Source organism: Staphylococcus sp. GDY8P131P (assembly GCF_017891975.1).
GTDB classification, from domain to species: domain Bacteria; phylum Bacillota; class Bacilli; order Staphylococcales; family Staphylococcaceae; genus Staphylococcus; species Staphylococcus nepalensis.
On sequence record NZ_JAESKF010000020.1, the window covers coordinates 22,083 to 37,608 of the forward strand.

The window sequence follows — 15,526 nt, forward strand, 5'->3', positions numbered from 1 at the left end:
ATGTTTATTTTTCGATTGCTTCAATAAAACGTTTAGTAATTTCTTTAGGCCGTGTGATTGCACCCCCAACCACTGTACAGTGAACATTTAAATTTGTAACTTGCTTAAACATTTCAGGCGTGACGACATTTCCTTCAGCAATGACTTTCGCATTGACGTGTGTTAGTACGTCTTTTAAAAATTGGAAATTGTTTTCGTATAGAATATGCCCTTTTGTATAAGAAGTGTAGCCACGTAGTGTTGTGCCTATGTAATCAAAACCTAATGTATCAGCGTACTGTGCTTCTTCAAGCGTAGATACATCCGCCATAATTTCTACGTTTGGCGCATTATGACGGATATATGAAACAAGTTCTTGTAAAGTTTCTTGAGGGCGTCTTTGTTTTGTAGCATCCAAAGCAATGACCTCACAGTTACTATCTATTAATTCATCAACTTCTTTGCTAGTAGCCGTGATAAAAACGTCTGAATGAGCATAATTTCTTTTTACTATGCCGATGACAGGTAAATTCACTTCTTTTTTAATTGCGATGATGTCTTCTTTAGAGTTTGCTCTGATACCAACAGCGCCACCTTCGTAAGCAGCTAGAGCCATTTTAGACATAATGAAAGACGAATGTAACGGTTCATCTTCCAAGGCTTGGCATGAGACAATCAATCCTTGTGGTAACATAATTATACACTCCGTAACTTTAGTAGATTTTATAAAATGCTTAATTTGTTAATTGATTTATAGTTTTAATATAACATCGAGAAAATAATAATCAATATATTTCATTGTTCTGAAAAACATTTTCATTTATAATATAGCTAATATGGGGATGGAAAGGGTGTATATGATGAAATTTGAGAATCGCGTTCAGCGTTATCATCATTTGTTTACTAAAACAGATAAATACATTGTAGAATATATTAAAAACAGCGAATTTGATGACACATTTTCAACAATTAATTCATTGGCATACGCGATTGGTACTTCGCCTGCAACTATTACGCGATTTAGCAATAAGTTAAATTATGAAAACTTTCAAGATTTGAAGTTTAATTTGCAGCAAGAAATGTCAGAAAGAGTGATTGAAAATAGTCCATTAATTCAGCGTATTCATAAATATCATCAAAATATTATTCAACAAACAGGAGAGTTTATTTCTGATGAAAAAATTCAAAGCTTTGTTAATCAAATTATTCGAAGCCGGCAAATTATATATGCAGGTTTAGGTAGTTCTGGATTATCAGCTACAGAGTTTTATTATCGCATGATGAGGATGGGGTTGAAAGGTAACGTTTCTACCGACGCACATCAAATGAAAATATTTGCTTCTCTTTTAACGCAATCGGATACATTTGTAGCTATTTCAAATAGTGGTGAAACAACCGAATTAATTGCTGCAGCTAAAGTCGCACATGACGCCGGCGCCTATGTTGTCGTCATCACTAATTATGAAGGAAGTCCAATAACAGAATGTGCAGATTTAGTATTAATTACTACTGATCAATCGAGAAATCGAGATACCCAATTTATAAATACTCAAATTGCAACATTATTTTTAATCGATATTGTGAGTTATTTATTATTGGAAGATGACTACATGCATCATGTATATCAACATACTAAAAAAATCATTTTAAACGAATAAAAATAGTAATAATTTTAGCTGTTTTACTTTTTTACAGCTGTTATTATTCATAACGTAAATAAAAGCTAAGGCATCTGTTGATGCCTTAGCTTTATTTTTTAAAATTTAGAAACGGCGCCATAAAGAGAAGCGTGGTTTTGTGTTCGTGTAGTTTGTATTGAAGCATGACCATATTGAACAGGTAAGTAAAGCGCAACTTTAGGAATAATATACTTTAACAAATTTTGACCTTGTGAAGAGACGCCACCTCCGATAAGAATTAATCCAGGATCATAAATGATTTGTATTTGGGCAATCCCTTCCGCGATTGAATCACTCCATTGATTGAGTATAGATAAGGCGAGCGCATCTTGCTGATCTGCTAGTTCAAATAATTTGGGTACATCATCTTTATAAGCAAAGGATTTTTCTATCATGAGTGATTTCAAAGCAGATGTTGAAGCGCGTTGTTCAAAGGTCTTTTTTGTTTGGGCATCATAAAGCAAATACCCAATTTCATTGGCTCGATTTCGTTCGCCATTATAGAGTTGAGACGACTGATTATAAAAAGCACCTCCAATGCCTGTTCCAAGCGTTAGACAAAATATGTTTTGTGCTTCGTAATCATGAAATGAAAGTTCTCCTAATAACGCTGCATTTACATCATTAAAAACCTGTACTTGAGCATTTAATGGCTTGAGTATAGTTTTGAAGTTCGTCCCCGTGTAGTTTGGAATCGTTGGCCCAGCATATTCAACTAAACCATTATGCTCATCTACAACCCCTGCACTAGAAATACCTACATTGAGTGGTTCAATGCCATATTTTGCTTTAAACATAGCTACAAATTCGTAAACTGTATCTTTAATAAATGTGTCGACATTATTCGGTGTTTGTATTTTTATGTAATCTATGAACTTTAGCTGTTGATTGAAAACAGCTGCCTTAATTTCTGTACCACCAATATCAATAGCGATATTATATAGATTCATTTATGAAACCTCCTCAGATTATCAAATATACTGAATTATTTTGAAAATTATTTTCATAAATATTATTGATAAATGATGTATTTTTTCAAAAAGCTATTGTCACATTTTATGATAGCGTTTACAATTTGAACTGTAAATAGAAAAATAAAAGATGTTTTTTATTGCATTATATAGTTATATAAATGCCTAGGAATAATAACTTAAATACATAGATGGAGGGGTTATCAATGGAAGAGAATTTAAAAGGATTATATGCGGCGTTATTAGTACCGTTTGATGAAAAAGGACAAGTGAAAGAAAAGGGATTAGTGCAAATTGTGCAAAATGCGATTGAAACTGAAGGCTTAGATGGGCTTTATGTTAATGGTAGCTCTGGCGAAAATTTCTTGTTAAATAAAGAACAAAAAAAACAAGTTTTTAAAGTAGCTAAAGAAGCTGTTAACGATGATGTGAAAATGATTGCACAGGTAGGTTCTTTAGATTTAAATGAAGCGATAGAACTTGGTAAATATGCAACTGAATTAGGATATGACGCTATTTCAGCAGTTACACCGTTCTATTATCCTTTTTCATTTGAAGAAATTAAAGACTATTATTTCGAATTAATTGAGGCCACGCAAAACAATTTAATTATTTATGCTATACCAGATTTAACTGGAGTTAACATTTCAATCGACCAATTTGGTGAGCTGTTTAATCATGAAAAAGTGGTAGGTGTGAAATACACAGCACCTAACTTCTTTTTGCTAGAGCGTATTCGTAAAGCTTATCCAGACAAGCTCATACTTTCTGGATTTGATGAAATGCTAGTACAAGCAGCTATTTCTGGAGTAGATGGTGCAATTGGTTCTACTTATAACGTCAATGGTAGACGTGCAAGACAAATTTTTGAAAAAGCTAAAAATGGAGAGATTGAAGAAGCGTATCAAATTCAACATGATACAAATGACATTATCGAGAATGTGTTGTCTATGGGCATTTATTCCACACTTAAAGAAATATTAGCTACACGTGGTATTGATGGTGGTGTACCAAAACGACCATTTAAACCATTCGATGAAGATAATAGAGAAAAATTGGGAGCATTAATTAATACGTATAATTTATAGGTTACCGTATAAGGGGTTGAAATGAATGGAACAAGTTGGTTTTGGTATATGGAACTGGGTTGCAGTTGTTAGTTATTTAGTTGTGATGCTGTTAGTAGGCGCATATTTTACCAAAAGGGCAAGTCAAAGTACAGATAGTTTCTTTACTGCTAGCGGCCGTTTACCTTCCTGGGCAGTTGGTTTCTCTATTTACGCTACAACATTAAGCGCGATTACATTTATGTCGACGCCTGAAAAGGCATTTTTAACAGATTGGTCGTATATCGCGGGGAATATTGCGATTGTAGCAATAATTCCATTACTTATTTATTTTTATGTACCATTTTTCAAAAAATTGAAGGTAACTTCTGCTTACGAATATTTAGAGGCTCGCTTTGGCCCTAGTATTCGCGTTATTGGTTCGCTATTATTTGTCTTATTTCATATCGGTAGGGTAGCAATTGTCATCTATTTACCTACGTTAGCTATTACATCAGTATCTGATATGAATCCATATGTAGTCGCGAGTCTTGTTGGCATTTTGTGTATATTGTACACATTTCTTGGTGGATTTGAAGGGGTGGTATGGAGTGATTTTATTCAAGGTGTGATTCTTTTAGGTGGCGCAGCAGCAATTATTATATTAGGTGTTATAAACATTCAAGGCGGCATGGGTACTGTTATGAGCGATGCGCTTGAGCATAAAAAGATTATTAGCACGGATAACTGGAAATTTAATACTGCAGCAGCAGCAATCCCAATTATCTTTCTAGGGAATATTTTTAATAACCTGCACCAATATACAGCAAGCCAAGACGTAGTTCAACGTTATCAAGCATCTGAATCTATGTCAGAGACTAAAAAATCATTATGGACAAATGGCGTCTTAGCTTTAGTATCAGCGCCATTATTCTATGGAATGGGAACAATGCTTTATTCATTCTATAGTCATAATACTGCTTTGCCTACAGGATTTAATACATCTTCTGTCGTACCATATTTTATTTTGACTGAAATGCCACCATTTGTTGCAGGTTTGTTAATTGCGGCGATTTTTGCAGCTGCTCAGTCAACGATTTCTTCAAGTTTAAATTCAATTTCAGCTTGTATTTCTGTCGATATTAAGCATAGATTTTTTGGAAAAGGAAATGAGAAAAGTGAAGTAGGGTTTGCTAGATGGATAATTATACTTGCAGGACTGTTTGGATTTGGTATGTCGATTTATTTAATTGCATCTGATTCTAATGATCTTTGGGACTTATTCTTACTTATTACTGGATTAGTAGGTGTACCATTGGCAGGCGTGTTTGCAGTAGGCATATTTACACGTCGTACAAATACGTTTGGTGTTTTGATGGGATTAATATTTGGAATCATATTTGCCTATATCTTTAATGGTATGGGTGGTGGCAATTCGCCATTCTACGTGTCTATCATTTCATTTTTAGTAGCATTTATTTTCGCTTATATTATAAGTATTGTCGTACCAGGAAAGAAAAAAGACATTACAGGTTTAACTATTTATGATATCAAAGAAGAAACAAATTATATTTCTATCGTACACTTTAAAGAAGACAGTAAGGAAAATTAAGTTAAAAACAGTTTTCAATTATATATTATAGTTTTATATGAATTGTAGACATTTAAATTAAATCAAGCTATCATTTCTGCATATATTTTAAAGGATTGATTCAGTAATAGGAAATATACATCGATAGTTTAGTTAGGTTTAGCATGTTAGTGATGAATGATTGAAAAATTGCGATAATGTGACTTGTTGTCATACTTGACAGAGCAGGGCTACGAAATCTTGTAAGAAAAGTTTTCTATCCTGCTCTGTTTTTTATTCAGTTTTTGATATAAATGAAGTACAAATCAATGTATATGGGCGATTTATTTACTTTGATTCAGCGATTATTGTAGATATAATAGGTTACAAATATAACATAAGATTCGAGGGGAATAAGCATATGATAAAAGCAATTGCAGTAGATATGGACGGCACTTTTTTAGATTCAAGCAAACAATACGATGAACAAAGGTTTAATCGTATTTTTCAACAATTAGAAAACGAGCATATTAAATTTATAGCAGCCAGTGGTAATCAATATGCTAAATTGAAATCTATTTTTGGTGATAGAAACATGTTTTTTGTTGCTGAAAATGGAGCTGTTATTTATGAAGGAAATACGTTATATGATTATCAAGCTTTTGAAAGAGATTTTTACCAAAGTGTCGTTAACTATTTAAATATAGATCGTGGTATTAAAGAGATCATTGTGTGTGGTTTGGATAGTGCTTACATATTAAAAGACAACCGAGAATCATTTAAAAAAGAGGCGCATTTTTATTATCGCCAATTGAAAGAAATTGAGTCATTTCAAAATTTACCTAAAGATGAATATGTAAAAATTGCTTTAAATATTAATAGAGGTACACACCCTACACTCGATGAAGATTTAAAAAATTACTTTTCAAAAGATTTAGCATTAGTGTCCAGTGGTCGTGATAGTATCGATCTTATTATACCTGGTATGACTAAAGGAAGTGCATTAGAAAGATTATTAAATAAATGGGATTTAACTAAAAATGAATTAATGGCATTTGGAGATGCAAATAATGATTTAGATATGTTGCAATTAGCACATTATAGTTATGTGATGGAAAACTGTGAGGATGCCTCATTATTCGAAGCCGCAAATTATGTAGCGCCTTCAAATAATAAACAAGGCGTTTTATCTGTTATTGAAGATGAAGTACTTAAAATTAATAATTAAGTTTTTCGCTCACATTTAGTATAGACTATAAACATATTATTTTAATCAGGATTATAAATTATCCTATACTAAAAGGTATAATATATAATTCGAAAGGATGGCAAACAAGAAATGAATGATATGCAACAAACAATCATCAACGCGTTTAATTTTAGACATGCAACGAAGCGCTTTGATTCAAATAAAAAAGTGAGTGAAAGTGATTTTAATACTATACTGGAAGCGGGCAGATTGTCTCCAAGTTCGTTAGGTTTAGAACCGTGGAAATTTGTGGTAATACAAAATCGCGAAATTAGAAATAAATTAAAAGAAATTAGTTGGGGGGCACAAGGGCAATTAGATACTGCAAGTTATTTTGTAATTATATTGGCTCGTAAAAATGTAACTTCTAAATCGCCATTCGTACAACATATGATCCGTGAAATCAAACAATATAGTGAAGAAAGCATACCTGCAACAGAAGTGAAATTTGATAATTTCCAAACAAATTTTCATATAAATGATAGTGAGTATACATTATTAGAATGGGCGAAAAAGCAAACTTATATTGCGTTAGGAAACATGATGACAAGTGCCGCATTATTGAATATTGATTCTTGCCCTATAGAAGGTTTTGATTTAGATGCAGTTACACAATTCTTAATCGAGGAAAATATTATGGATGCAGCGCATTTTGCACCATCTGTTATGGTTGCATTTGGTTATAGAGAAAGTGATTCAAAAGAAAAAGTGCGTCAACCTCAATCTCACGTAGTAGAATGGGTTGAATAATATAAAGCTTGGAACAATGAATTGTTTTTCATTGTTCCAAGCTTTTTACTTATGTCTTATCAGCTACTAATTCTGTATGATTGTGCACTGTAATAGCTAATCCATCAATTGTAAACATACGTACAGTGTTGATATGAGGTTTATAAATATCAATATGAGCCAGCCCATAACTTTTACCGTTTTTAACTCGAGGCATATTAGCTTGCCAAGTATTTACTGCAATGTGGTGATGGTAATTTTTGGTAGACATAAACAGAGCTTGGGGAAAATTGGAAATATGTGTGAGTTCTAATTGGTTAATATAAAAACGTTGAGCTATTTCTAAATCAGAAGTTTTTAAATGTAAATGTCCAATTTTAGCGTTAGATGGCATTTTTTTCCAACCTATTTCTGTTCTTTGTTTAAGCAAATTATTAATGTCTACTTGTAGTGTATCCATTTTTACTTTATTGTCTTTCCATAACCACTCATTTTCAGATCTATCGTAATAAACTTCGATACCATTTCCTTCAGGATCATTAAGGTATAAAGCTTCACTTACAAGGTGATCTCCGCCACCTACTGGAATGTTTAATTGAGAAACGTGAAAAAGAAAGTCTGCTAAATCTTTTCTTTCAGGTAATAGTAATGCAATATGAAACAGTCCTGCTTCTCTGATAGAAGGCTGACGTCCGTCTTGAATCTCGAATAATGTCATTGTATGACCGTTCAGTCCAACTTGTAAAGTCGCAGTATTTTCATTTTTGGACATAACTGTTAAGCCTAGAATATGTGTATAAAAATCAACCATATCTGTTAAATTTTTAACATTTAGTGTAACGTTCGTTACTTGTATTGCAGATTTATCGTGAAAAGTCATCATCTTGCTCCTTTATATTAACTTATGCTTTATAAATATAAGTTAATATAAAAATTATACCGAGTCAATTTGTCTGTCTCAGAGGAAGATTAAATTTTATAAAAGGGCAAAAACACTTGTATATTTACATTTAATAACTTGTGGTAAGATGTGTGCATAAGCAATTGGATTAATTTTGGGGGTGAGCGCATGCAGGTGTTTTGGAAGTTGGGATGGTTTTTTAAACAACATAAGAATAAATACATTTTAGGACTTATCACTTTGTTATTAATTGCTTTAATTGAAATTGTACCACCTCAAATTATTGGTAAAACCATTGATCAGATGACAACGAACAAATTAACGCCTAAAGTATTAGCTGTTTACCTTGTCATTTTAGTATTTGTTGCTATTTTCACTTATATTTTAAGGTATGTATGGAGATTATCAATTTTTGGCACAAGTCAAAAATTGGGGCAGATATTAAGAACTTCTTTATATAAGAAATATACAAATATGAGTGCTATTTTTTTTCAAAATAGAAGGACTGGCGATTTAATGGCACATGCAACGAATGACATAAGGGCAGTTCAAAATGCTGCAGGGGCAGGTATTTTAATGATCGCAGATGCTTTAATAACTGGTGGAACAGTTGTGATTACAATGGCTGCGACAGTGAGTTGGCAATTGACATTGATTGCAATGATACCATTGCCTTTTATGGTTTTGTTAACAAGTTATTATGGTTCACTACTAAGCAAAGGCTTTAAAAAAGCACAAGCGGCGTTTAGTAGATTAAATGATAAGACACAAGAAAGTGTTGCAGGTATCAAAGTAACTAAAACGTTTGGTTACGAAACAAGTGATCAAAAGGACTTTAAAAATTTAAGCGATGATGTTGTAGTAAAAAATTTAAAAGTTTCAAAAATTGATGCATTATTTGACCCCACAATTACATTGGTAATAGGAATTAGTTACTTTTTATCCATCGTCTTTGGAGCGAAATTAGTATTTAATCATGATATCACGTTAGGTCAACTCATTACTTTTACAACATATTTAGGTATGTTGGTTTGGCCTTTATTAGCTTTAGGTTTGTTTTTTAATATTGTCCAAAGAGCTAAAGCATCTTATGAACGGATCGAAGAAATAGGTAATACGCCAAATGGTATAGATACACATTTTAAAATAGATGCAAGCCCTGTAGGAAATATTGAATTTCATATCAAAAAATTCCATTTCCCGGGTAATAAAGAAGATGGCATTCATGATGTTCATTTTGAAGTTAAACAAGGTTCAACTGTAGGTATTGTAGGTCGTACTGGTTCAGGAAAAAGTACATTAATCCGATTGCTACTTAGAGAATTTGATACAGCAGAAGCTAATGAAATTAAGTATGGCGGTTATCCAATACGAGATTATAATGTGAAAAATTTACGCGCACAGTTCGGCTATGTGCCACAGGAACACTTTTTATTTTCAACTACGATTCGAAACAATATTGCTTTTAGTAATGAGGAAATCGATGATAATAGTATTTTTGAAGCTAGTAGAGCCAGTCATATCCATGATGATATTCTATCTTTTCCGAACCAATACCAAACGGTAGTAGGTGAGCGTGGTGTTTCCTTATCAGGAGGTCAAAAACAGCGTATTTCGATTGCTAGAGCGTTATTAATTGGCCCAGAGGTGTTAATTTTAGATGACTCTCTTTCCGCGGTAGATGCGCAAACTGAAGAAGTGATATTGGGTAACTTAGAAAAATTGAGGAAAGGTAAAACCAATATCATAACGGCTCATCGTATGAGTGCGGTGAAACACGCTGATGAAATTATTGTAATGGAAGGTGGCACGGTTGTTGAAAGTGGGACACATACAGCATTAATGAATCAAAAAGGTTGGTATTATGAAACGTATCGAGCTCAAGCATTACAACAACAACTCACTCGTAATTTAGATGACCTTGCGAAAGGGGACGATGCAAATGACTGAAAATGTTAACTTAACTGCAAAAGATCAAGCTCAAGTTTTAGTTAGATTATTCAAATATACAGTCCCTTATAAAGGCATTATTGCTTTAGCATTCTTTACATTAACTTTATCAACAATTGCAAGTATGCTAACACCTTATATGGTAAAAATATTTATTGATGATTATCTTACGCCGCGCCATTTTCCTCAACAATCGATGATTTGGCTTGTCGTTATTTTTATTAGTATTCAGGTTATTGGTGCTTTAACAATGTATTTAAGTCAATATCTTTTTCAATATCTTGCCTTTAAAGTCATTCAACAGTTAAGAATCGACGCCTTTAATAAATTAGGGAAATTAGGAATGAGCTATTTTGATAAAGTGCCTGGAGGTAGTATTGTTTCTAGATTGACTAATGATACAGAGACCATTGTAGATATGATTGTAGGCGTGTTTTCAACATTTGTAATAGCATTTTTTATGATGATATCAAGCTATATTATGATGTTTATTTTGGATGTGAAATTGGCTTTAATCGCTTTGGTTTTTCTGCCCATTATCATTATAATGCTAGCAATTTATCGTAAATATTCAGCTGTTTTATTTGCAAAATCAAGACAAAGATTGTCAGATTTAAATACAAAATTAGCAGAATCTATAGAAGGTATGAAGATAATCCAAGCATTTAATCAAGAAAAACGATTAAATAAAGAGTTTAATGATATTAATGATGAACATTACCAATATATGTTGAAAACAGTAAAACTCGATAGCCTATTATTGAGACCAGCAATTAGCGCGATTTCTGTATTTGCGACAGTTATGATTTTGGGGTATTTTGGAATAATTAGCTTTACCACAGGAATTACTGCAGGCGTCGTGTTTGCCTTTGTACAATATATGGAACGTTTTTTTGAACCGATTAATCAAGTAAGTCAGAATTTAAATATTTTACAACAGGCATTGGTGTCAGCGAGTAGAGTATTTACATTGATTGACGACCGTACTTATGAACCTAAACAGCATCCAATATTAAACCATGGCATCCAAGAAGGGAAGATTGAGTTTAAAAATGTTAGTTTCAGTTATGACGGTGAGACAGATGTATTAAAAAATATCAATTTTACTGTTAACCCTGGTGAAATGGTTGCACTTGTTGGTCACACAGGATCTGGAAAGAGTTCAATCATCAATTTGTTTATGCGTTTTTATGAATTTAACCGTGGCGCTATCGAAATAGATGGCTACTCAATTAAAACAATACCAAAAGAAGAATTAAAGCAGAAAATAGGATTAGTGTTGCAAGATGCTTTTGTATTTTATGGTACTGTGGAATCAAATATTAAACTGTACCACCCGACGATGACATTTGAACAAGTCAAAGCTGCTGCAGAATTTGTGCACGCTAATCATTTTATTGAAAAACTGCCAGGTCAGTATCAACATAAAGTGATTGAAAAAGGGAGTGCTTTTTCAAGTGGTGAACGCCAATTATTAGCATTTGCGAGAACGATTGCTACAAATCCTCGAATATTAATATTAGATGAAGCAACAGCTAATATTGATTCCGAAACGGAAGAACAAATTCAACAGTCTCTAGACACGATGAGACAAGGAAGAACCACTTTAGCCATCGCACATAGACTTTCTACGATTCAAGATGCAGATAAGATATTGGTGTTGAATCATGGTAGGATTGTAGAACAAGGTACACATGAAACATTAATTCAGCAAAATGGTATTTATCGTAATATGTATTTATTGCAAAATGGTTAAAAAACGGGACAGAAATTAAAATTTTATTTCTGTCCCGTTTCTTATATTTGAATTTAGTTTGTAAAAAACTAACCTGAGTACACATCTTGATATTCTGCATTTTTCTCAATCACAGATTTAGCAAAAGGGCATGTTGCAGTAACTTTTAAATTATTATCGCGAGCGTAATCAACTACGGATTTTACAAGTTGTGAACCTAAACCTTGGCCGCCAAGTTCGTCTGGTACGCCTGTATGATCAATATTGATTTGGTTATCACCTTGTTTTTGAAAAGTAATTTCAGCTTGAGGGTTATTTTCATTATCGCCTACATAAAATTTATTTGTACCTTGTTTAATTTCCGCCATTTAAATCACTCCTTGTAGATTAACTTCATACTTATTTAATATCACATTTAAGCTAAAGTTAAACTCATAATAGGAATTAATCTATATTTATGGGAAAAATTAGCTAAGAATTATTATAGAATAAGTAAAAACCATTGAAAAATTAAGAAAATAAGTTTATAGTTTTAACGGAATAATTTCGATTTGGAGGGGCGTTTTTTGAAAAAAAGAGTATTATTTATACTGACTTGTATATTTATCGTATTGTTGAGTGCTTGCGGAAATATAAATACTGAGAAAAAAGACGTCAGTTCTAACAATAAACTTAAAATATATACAACGGCATTTGCATTTCAAAGTTTTACTGAGCAAATAGGTGGTAAATACGTAGATGTCAATTCAATTTATCCACCTGGAGCAGACATGCATTCTTTTGAACCTACGCAAAAAGAAATGATTAATATTGCTAAAAGTGATTTATTTATCTATTCAAATGAAGAAATGGACCCAGTTGCTAAAAAAGTTGCAACTTCAATTAATAATGATCGTTTGAAGTTACCAGTTGCGCAAGATCTTAATCATGGTGATTTAATTGCTAGTCACGAACACGGACATGAGCACGACCACGAGCATGAGCACGAAACGCATACAGAACATGATGGCCATGATAGCCATGAAGGTCACAATCATGAAGGACAAGATCCACACGTATGGCTTGACCCTGTATTAAATAAAAAGTTTGTTAAAGCAATTAAAGATGACTTGGTAGAGAAAGATCCTAAACATCAATCTTATTATATGCAGAATTATAAACGATTGATAAAAGATATCAATCAAATTGATAATAAGATGAAAAAGATAACACAGCATCCTAAACGTGACACAGTTATTATATCTCATGATTCTATAGGTTATTTAGCTAATCGCTATCATTTTAAACAGCAGGGTGTCAGTGGCATGAATAATGAAGAACCTAGCCAACGGGAGTTAATGAATATTGTTCGAAATATGAATAAAACAAAACAACCTTATGTATTATATGAACAAAATATCACATCCAAAGTAACAGATGTGATTCAAAAAGAGTCCAATACTACACCGCTAAAATTTCACAATATGGCTACTTTATCAAAAGAAGAAGTAAGTGATGACGAAATCACTTATCAATCATTGATGAAAGAAAATATGAAATCTTTAGATAAAGCACTTAACGAGTAGTACAGATTTAGTTATATAATAATAATGCCTCAACATTAGTTTGATACTTTAAATCATAATGTTGAGGCATTTCTTAATATCTAATTATCTTAATCATATCTAATATATGAAACAGTAGTGTTATAATATTCTTCTAGCCCGCGTACACCGTCAGCGCCACCTAAACCTGATTCTCTCCAACCAGCGTGATATCCGTTTACAACTTCTTCTGCTTCGCAATTGGCATAAACTTCACCAAATTTAAGCGATTCGGTTGCTGTCATAATTTCTTTTAAATCTTCTGAAAAGATATAAGATGATAAACCAGCATTTGTGTTGTTTGCTTGTTCGATGGCTTCGTCAAAGTTGTTATATTGCACAATTGGCAACACAGGTCCGAAAATTTCTTCTTTAAACGCGCTATCTTCTGGATCTACTTGATCTAAAATGGTAGGTTCATAAAAATAGCCAGGACGATCGATGATGTGGCCACCTGTAATTAATTGAGCCCCATTGTTAACTGCATTTTGAACTTTTTCATCCACATTATTTAATTGTTTTTGATTAATAAGCGCACCATAGTCTGTTTTATTATCAAATGGATCTCCTACAGTTAAACTCTGCATTTTTTCTTTTAACTTATTGATAAATGTTGAATGAATAGCTTTGTGTACAAAAATGCGTTCAGGACAAGTGCATACCTGTCCGGCATTATTAATTCTTGCTGTAACGATATAATCAACTGCTTTATCTAAATTCGCATTTGAGGTGACTAATACAGGTGCATTACCTCCAAGTTCAAGATTTACCTTTTTAACTGTATTTGCACTCTTAGCAAAAACTGATTTACCTGCGCGCATGCTACCCGTGATTGAAATGAGTTGTATATCTGGGTGTTCAGCTAATTGCGTACCTAGCGCTTCTCCTTTACCTGGAAGGATTTGAATAAGTCCTGCAGGTATAGTAGATTGACGAAATAGTTCAGCAATTTTTAGCGTGACAAGTGAGGTTTCTTCACTAGGTTTAATAACTACAGAACAACCAGTTACAATAGCAGGGATCACTTTTCTCATTAACACCATTATGGGCGCATTCCAAGGCACAATACCTGCTGTTACACCAATTGGTTTTTTAGTTAACAAAATCGTTTCGTTTTCACGGCTGTTTTGCAAGACTTCGCCTTTATTATTCATACTTTGGCTTGTCATATAATCTATAAAATGTATAGATTTATCTATTTCACCTTTTGCCGAAGCAAGTGTTTTTCCTTGTTCTTGAACATACAATTTTGCAATTTCATCTTTATGTTCTTCTAATAAAGGGATTAACATTTTTACATGGTCTGCTCGTGTTGGTTGAGGCACTTTTTCCCACTCTAATTGTGCATGTTTTGACTTTTCTACAGCTGAGTTAACTTCAGATTCTGTTGCGAAAGTAATTGTGCCTATCTTTTCTTCAGTTGCAGGGTTAATGACGTCCATTGTGTCAGTAGATTTGCTTTCTACAAATTCATTGTTTATAAATAATTGATTCATTATGACACCTCCACATTATGATATATACCACTAATTTGAATGGTAGAAACTGAATAAATAAGCAAATGTAAGTTTATTTTTGTATAACTTTTAAATGACAGTATAATTTTTATACTCAATGTGTTGACTTGTTTAAAAAACAGTATTATAATTTATCTCGAAATCGAAATAAATTGAAAGTTGGTGATGTGATGAATCGAACTAAAGCGTCGTTAAATACATTTGTTGGTTTGAACCGAACTATCGATCATTTGGAACAAATAGTTAGGAATGACATTCAACGTTATGGACTAAATGTGACAGAGTTCGCGGTATTAGAGTTACTGTACAATAAAGGCGATCAACCGATACAACGTATTGGTGATAGAGTATTAATTGCGAGTAGTAGTATCACATATGTTGTAGATAAATTAGAGACAAAAGGGTATGTAATAAGAATACGAAATGTACAAGACAAACGAGTGACTAATGCTTCGCTCACTGAAGCAGGTTGTACATTGATGAATGAGATATTTCCTAAGCATGCTGCAACATTAGAATCAACTTTTTCAATTTTGTCAGATGAAGAATTAACAACATTACAGCACGTTTTGAAAAAATTAAGTGCACAACCTATGATTTAGGCTTAGCACTTAAAA

14 protein-coding genes are annotated in these 15,526 nt (G+C 32.8%); 9 read left to right on the plus strand and 5 right to left on the minus strand.

The window, feature by feature from the left end; genetic code table 11:
- Positions 1-4: 4 nt before the first annotated feature.
- Positions 5-673, minus strand: coding sequence for an N-acetylmannosamine-6-phosphate 2-epimerase (locus KA894_RS12870; RefSeq protein WP_096808414.1), 669 nt, complete (start codon positions 671-673; stop codon positions 5-7).
- Between the two features lie 166 nt (positions 674-839).
- Here KA894_RS12870 and KA894_RS12875 point away from each other — a divergent pair, with 166 nt between their 5' ends.
- A complete protein-coding gene (locus KA894_RS12875) occupies positions 840-1,637 on the plus strand; it encodes a MurR/RpiR family transcriptional regulator (protein ID WP_096808415.1) in 798 nt (265 codons plus the stop codon).
- 98 nt (positions 1,638-1,735) lie between these two features.
- Here KA894_RS12875 and KA894_RS12880 read toward each other — a convergent pair whose 3' ends face one another.
- Positions 1,736-2,608 (minus strand): ROK family protein, encoded by an 873-nt coding sequence (locus KA894_RS12880; protein ID WP_210133997.1) that lies wholly within the window; start codon positions 2,606-2,608, stop codon positions 1,736-1,738.
- A 227-nt stretch (positions 2,609-2,835) separates the two neighbouring features.
- Here KA894_RS12880 and KA894_RS12885 point away from each other — a divergent pair, with 227 nt between their 5' ends.
- The 4 genes from KA894_RS12885 to KA894_RS12900 all read left to right on the plus strand — a co-directional run bounded on the left by KA894_RS12885 (position 2,836) and on the right by KA894_RS12900 (position 7,244).
- Positions 2,836-3,717 carry an N-acetylneuraminate lyase gene (locus KA894_RS12885; RefSeq protein ID WP_103373042.1) on the plus strand — a complete coding sequence of 294 codons (882 nt, stop codon included), beginning with the start codon at positions 2,836-2,838 and terminating at the stop codon, positions 3,715-3,717.
- A gap of 25 nt (positions 3,718-3,742) precedes the next feature.
- Positions 3,743-5,287 carry a sodium:solute symporter family protein gene (locus tag KA894_RS12890; protein WP_207572774.1) on the plus strand — a complete coding sequence of 515 codons (1,545 nt, stop codon included), beginning with the start codon at positions 3,743-3,745 and terminating at the stop codon, positions 5,285-5,287.
- Positions 5,288-5,666: 379 nt separating this feature from the next.
- Entirely contained in the window at positions 5,667-6,473 is an 807-nt protein-coding gene (locus KA894_RS12895) for a Cof-type HAD-IIB family hydrolase (protein ID WP_107643910.1), read from the plus strand.
- A gap of 111 nt (positions 6,474-6,584) precedes the next feature.
- The gene (locus KA894_RS12900; protein WP_096808420.1) at positions 6,585-7,244 is read left to right on the plus strand and encodes an NAD(P)H-dependent oxidoreductase; all 660 of its coding nucleotides are present in this window, start codon (positions 6,585-6,587) and stop codon (positions 7,242-7,244) included.
- Positions 7,245-7,293: 49 nt separating this feature from the next.
- Here the strand turns inward: KA894_RS12900 and KA894_RS12905 are convergent, their stop codons facing one another.
- Positions 7,294-8,103, minus strand: a complete 810-nt coding sequence (locus KA894_RS12905) for a VOC family protein (protein WP_096808421.1) — start codon at positions 8,101-8,103, stop codon at positions 7,294-7,296.
- Positions 8,104-8,292: 189 nt separating this feature from the next.
- Between KA894_RS12905 and KA894_RS12910 the strand changes: the two genes are divergently transcribed.
- Positions 8,293-10,074 (plus strand): ABC transporter ATP-binding protein, encoded by a 1,782-nt coding sequence (locus tag KA894_RS12910; protein ID WP_115341937.1) that lies wholly within the window; start codon positions 8,293-8,295, stop codon positions 10,072-10,074.
- A complete protein-coding gene (locus KA894_RS12915) occupies positions 10,067-11,830 on the plus strand; it encodes an ABC transporter ATP-binding protein (protein ID WP_103373186.1) in 1,764 nt (587 codons plus the stop codon). The genes KA894_RS12910 and KA894_RS12915 overlap by 8 nt, the downstream gene beginning before the upstream one ends.
- 68 nt (positions 11,831-11,898) lie before the next feature.
- Here the strand turns inward: KA894_RS12915 and KA894_RS12920 are convergent, their stop codons facing one another.
- The gene (locus tag KA894_RS12920) at positions 11,899-12,177 is read right to left on the minus strand and encodes a GNAT family N-acetyltransferase (protein ID WP_096808424.1); all 279 of its coding nucleotides are present in this window, start codon (positions 12,175-12,177) and stop codon (positions 11,899-11,901) included.
- Positions 12,178-12,375: 198 nt separating this feature from the next.
- Between KA894_RS12920 and KA894_RS12925 the strand changes: the two genes are divergently transcribed.
- Positions 12,376-13,374 (plus strand): metal ABC transporter solute-binding protein, Zn/Mn family, encoded by a 999-nt coding sequence (locus KA894_RS12925; RefSeq protein WP_115341938.1) that lies wholly within the window; start codon positions 12,376-12,378, stop codon positions 13,372-13,374.
- 89 nt (positions 13,375-13,463) lie between these two features.
- Here KA894_RS12925 and aldA read toward each other — a convergent pair whose 3' ends face one another.
- Positions 13,464-14,891, minus strand: coding sequence for an aldehyde dehydrogenase (gene aldA, locus KA894_RS12930; RefSeq protein ID WP_210134009.1), 1,428 nt, complete (start codon positions 14,889-14,891; stop codon positions 13,464-13,466).
- Between the two features lie 188 nt (positions 14,892-15,079).
- On the opposite strand from aldA, the gene KA894_RS12935 reads away from it, so the two are divergent.
- Complete coding sequence (locus KA894_RS12935) at positions 15,080-15,511, plus strand: MarR family winged helix-turn-helix transcriptional regulator (RefSeq protein ID WP_096808427.1); 432 nt, start codon at positions 15,080-15,082, stop codon at positions 15,509-15,511.
- Positions 15,512-15,526: the final 15 nt, after the last annotated feature.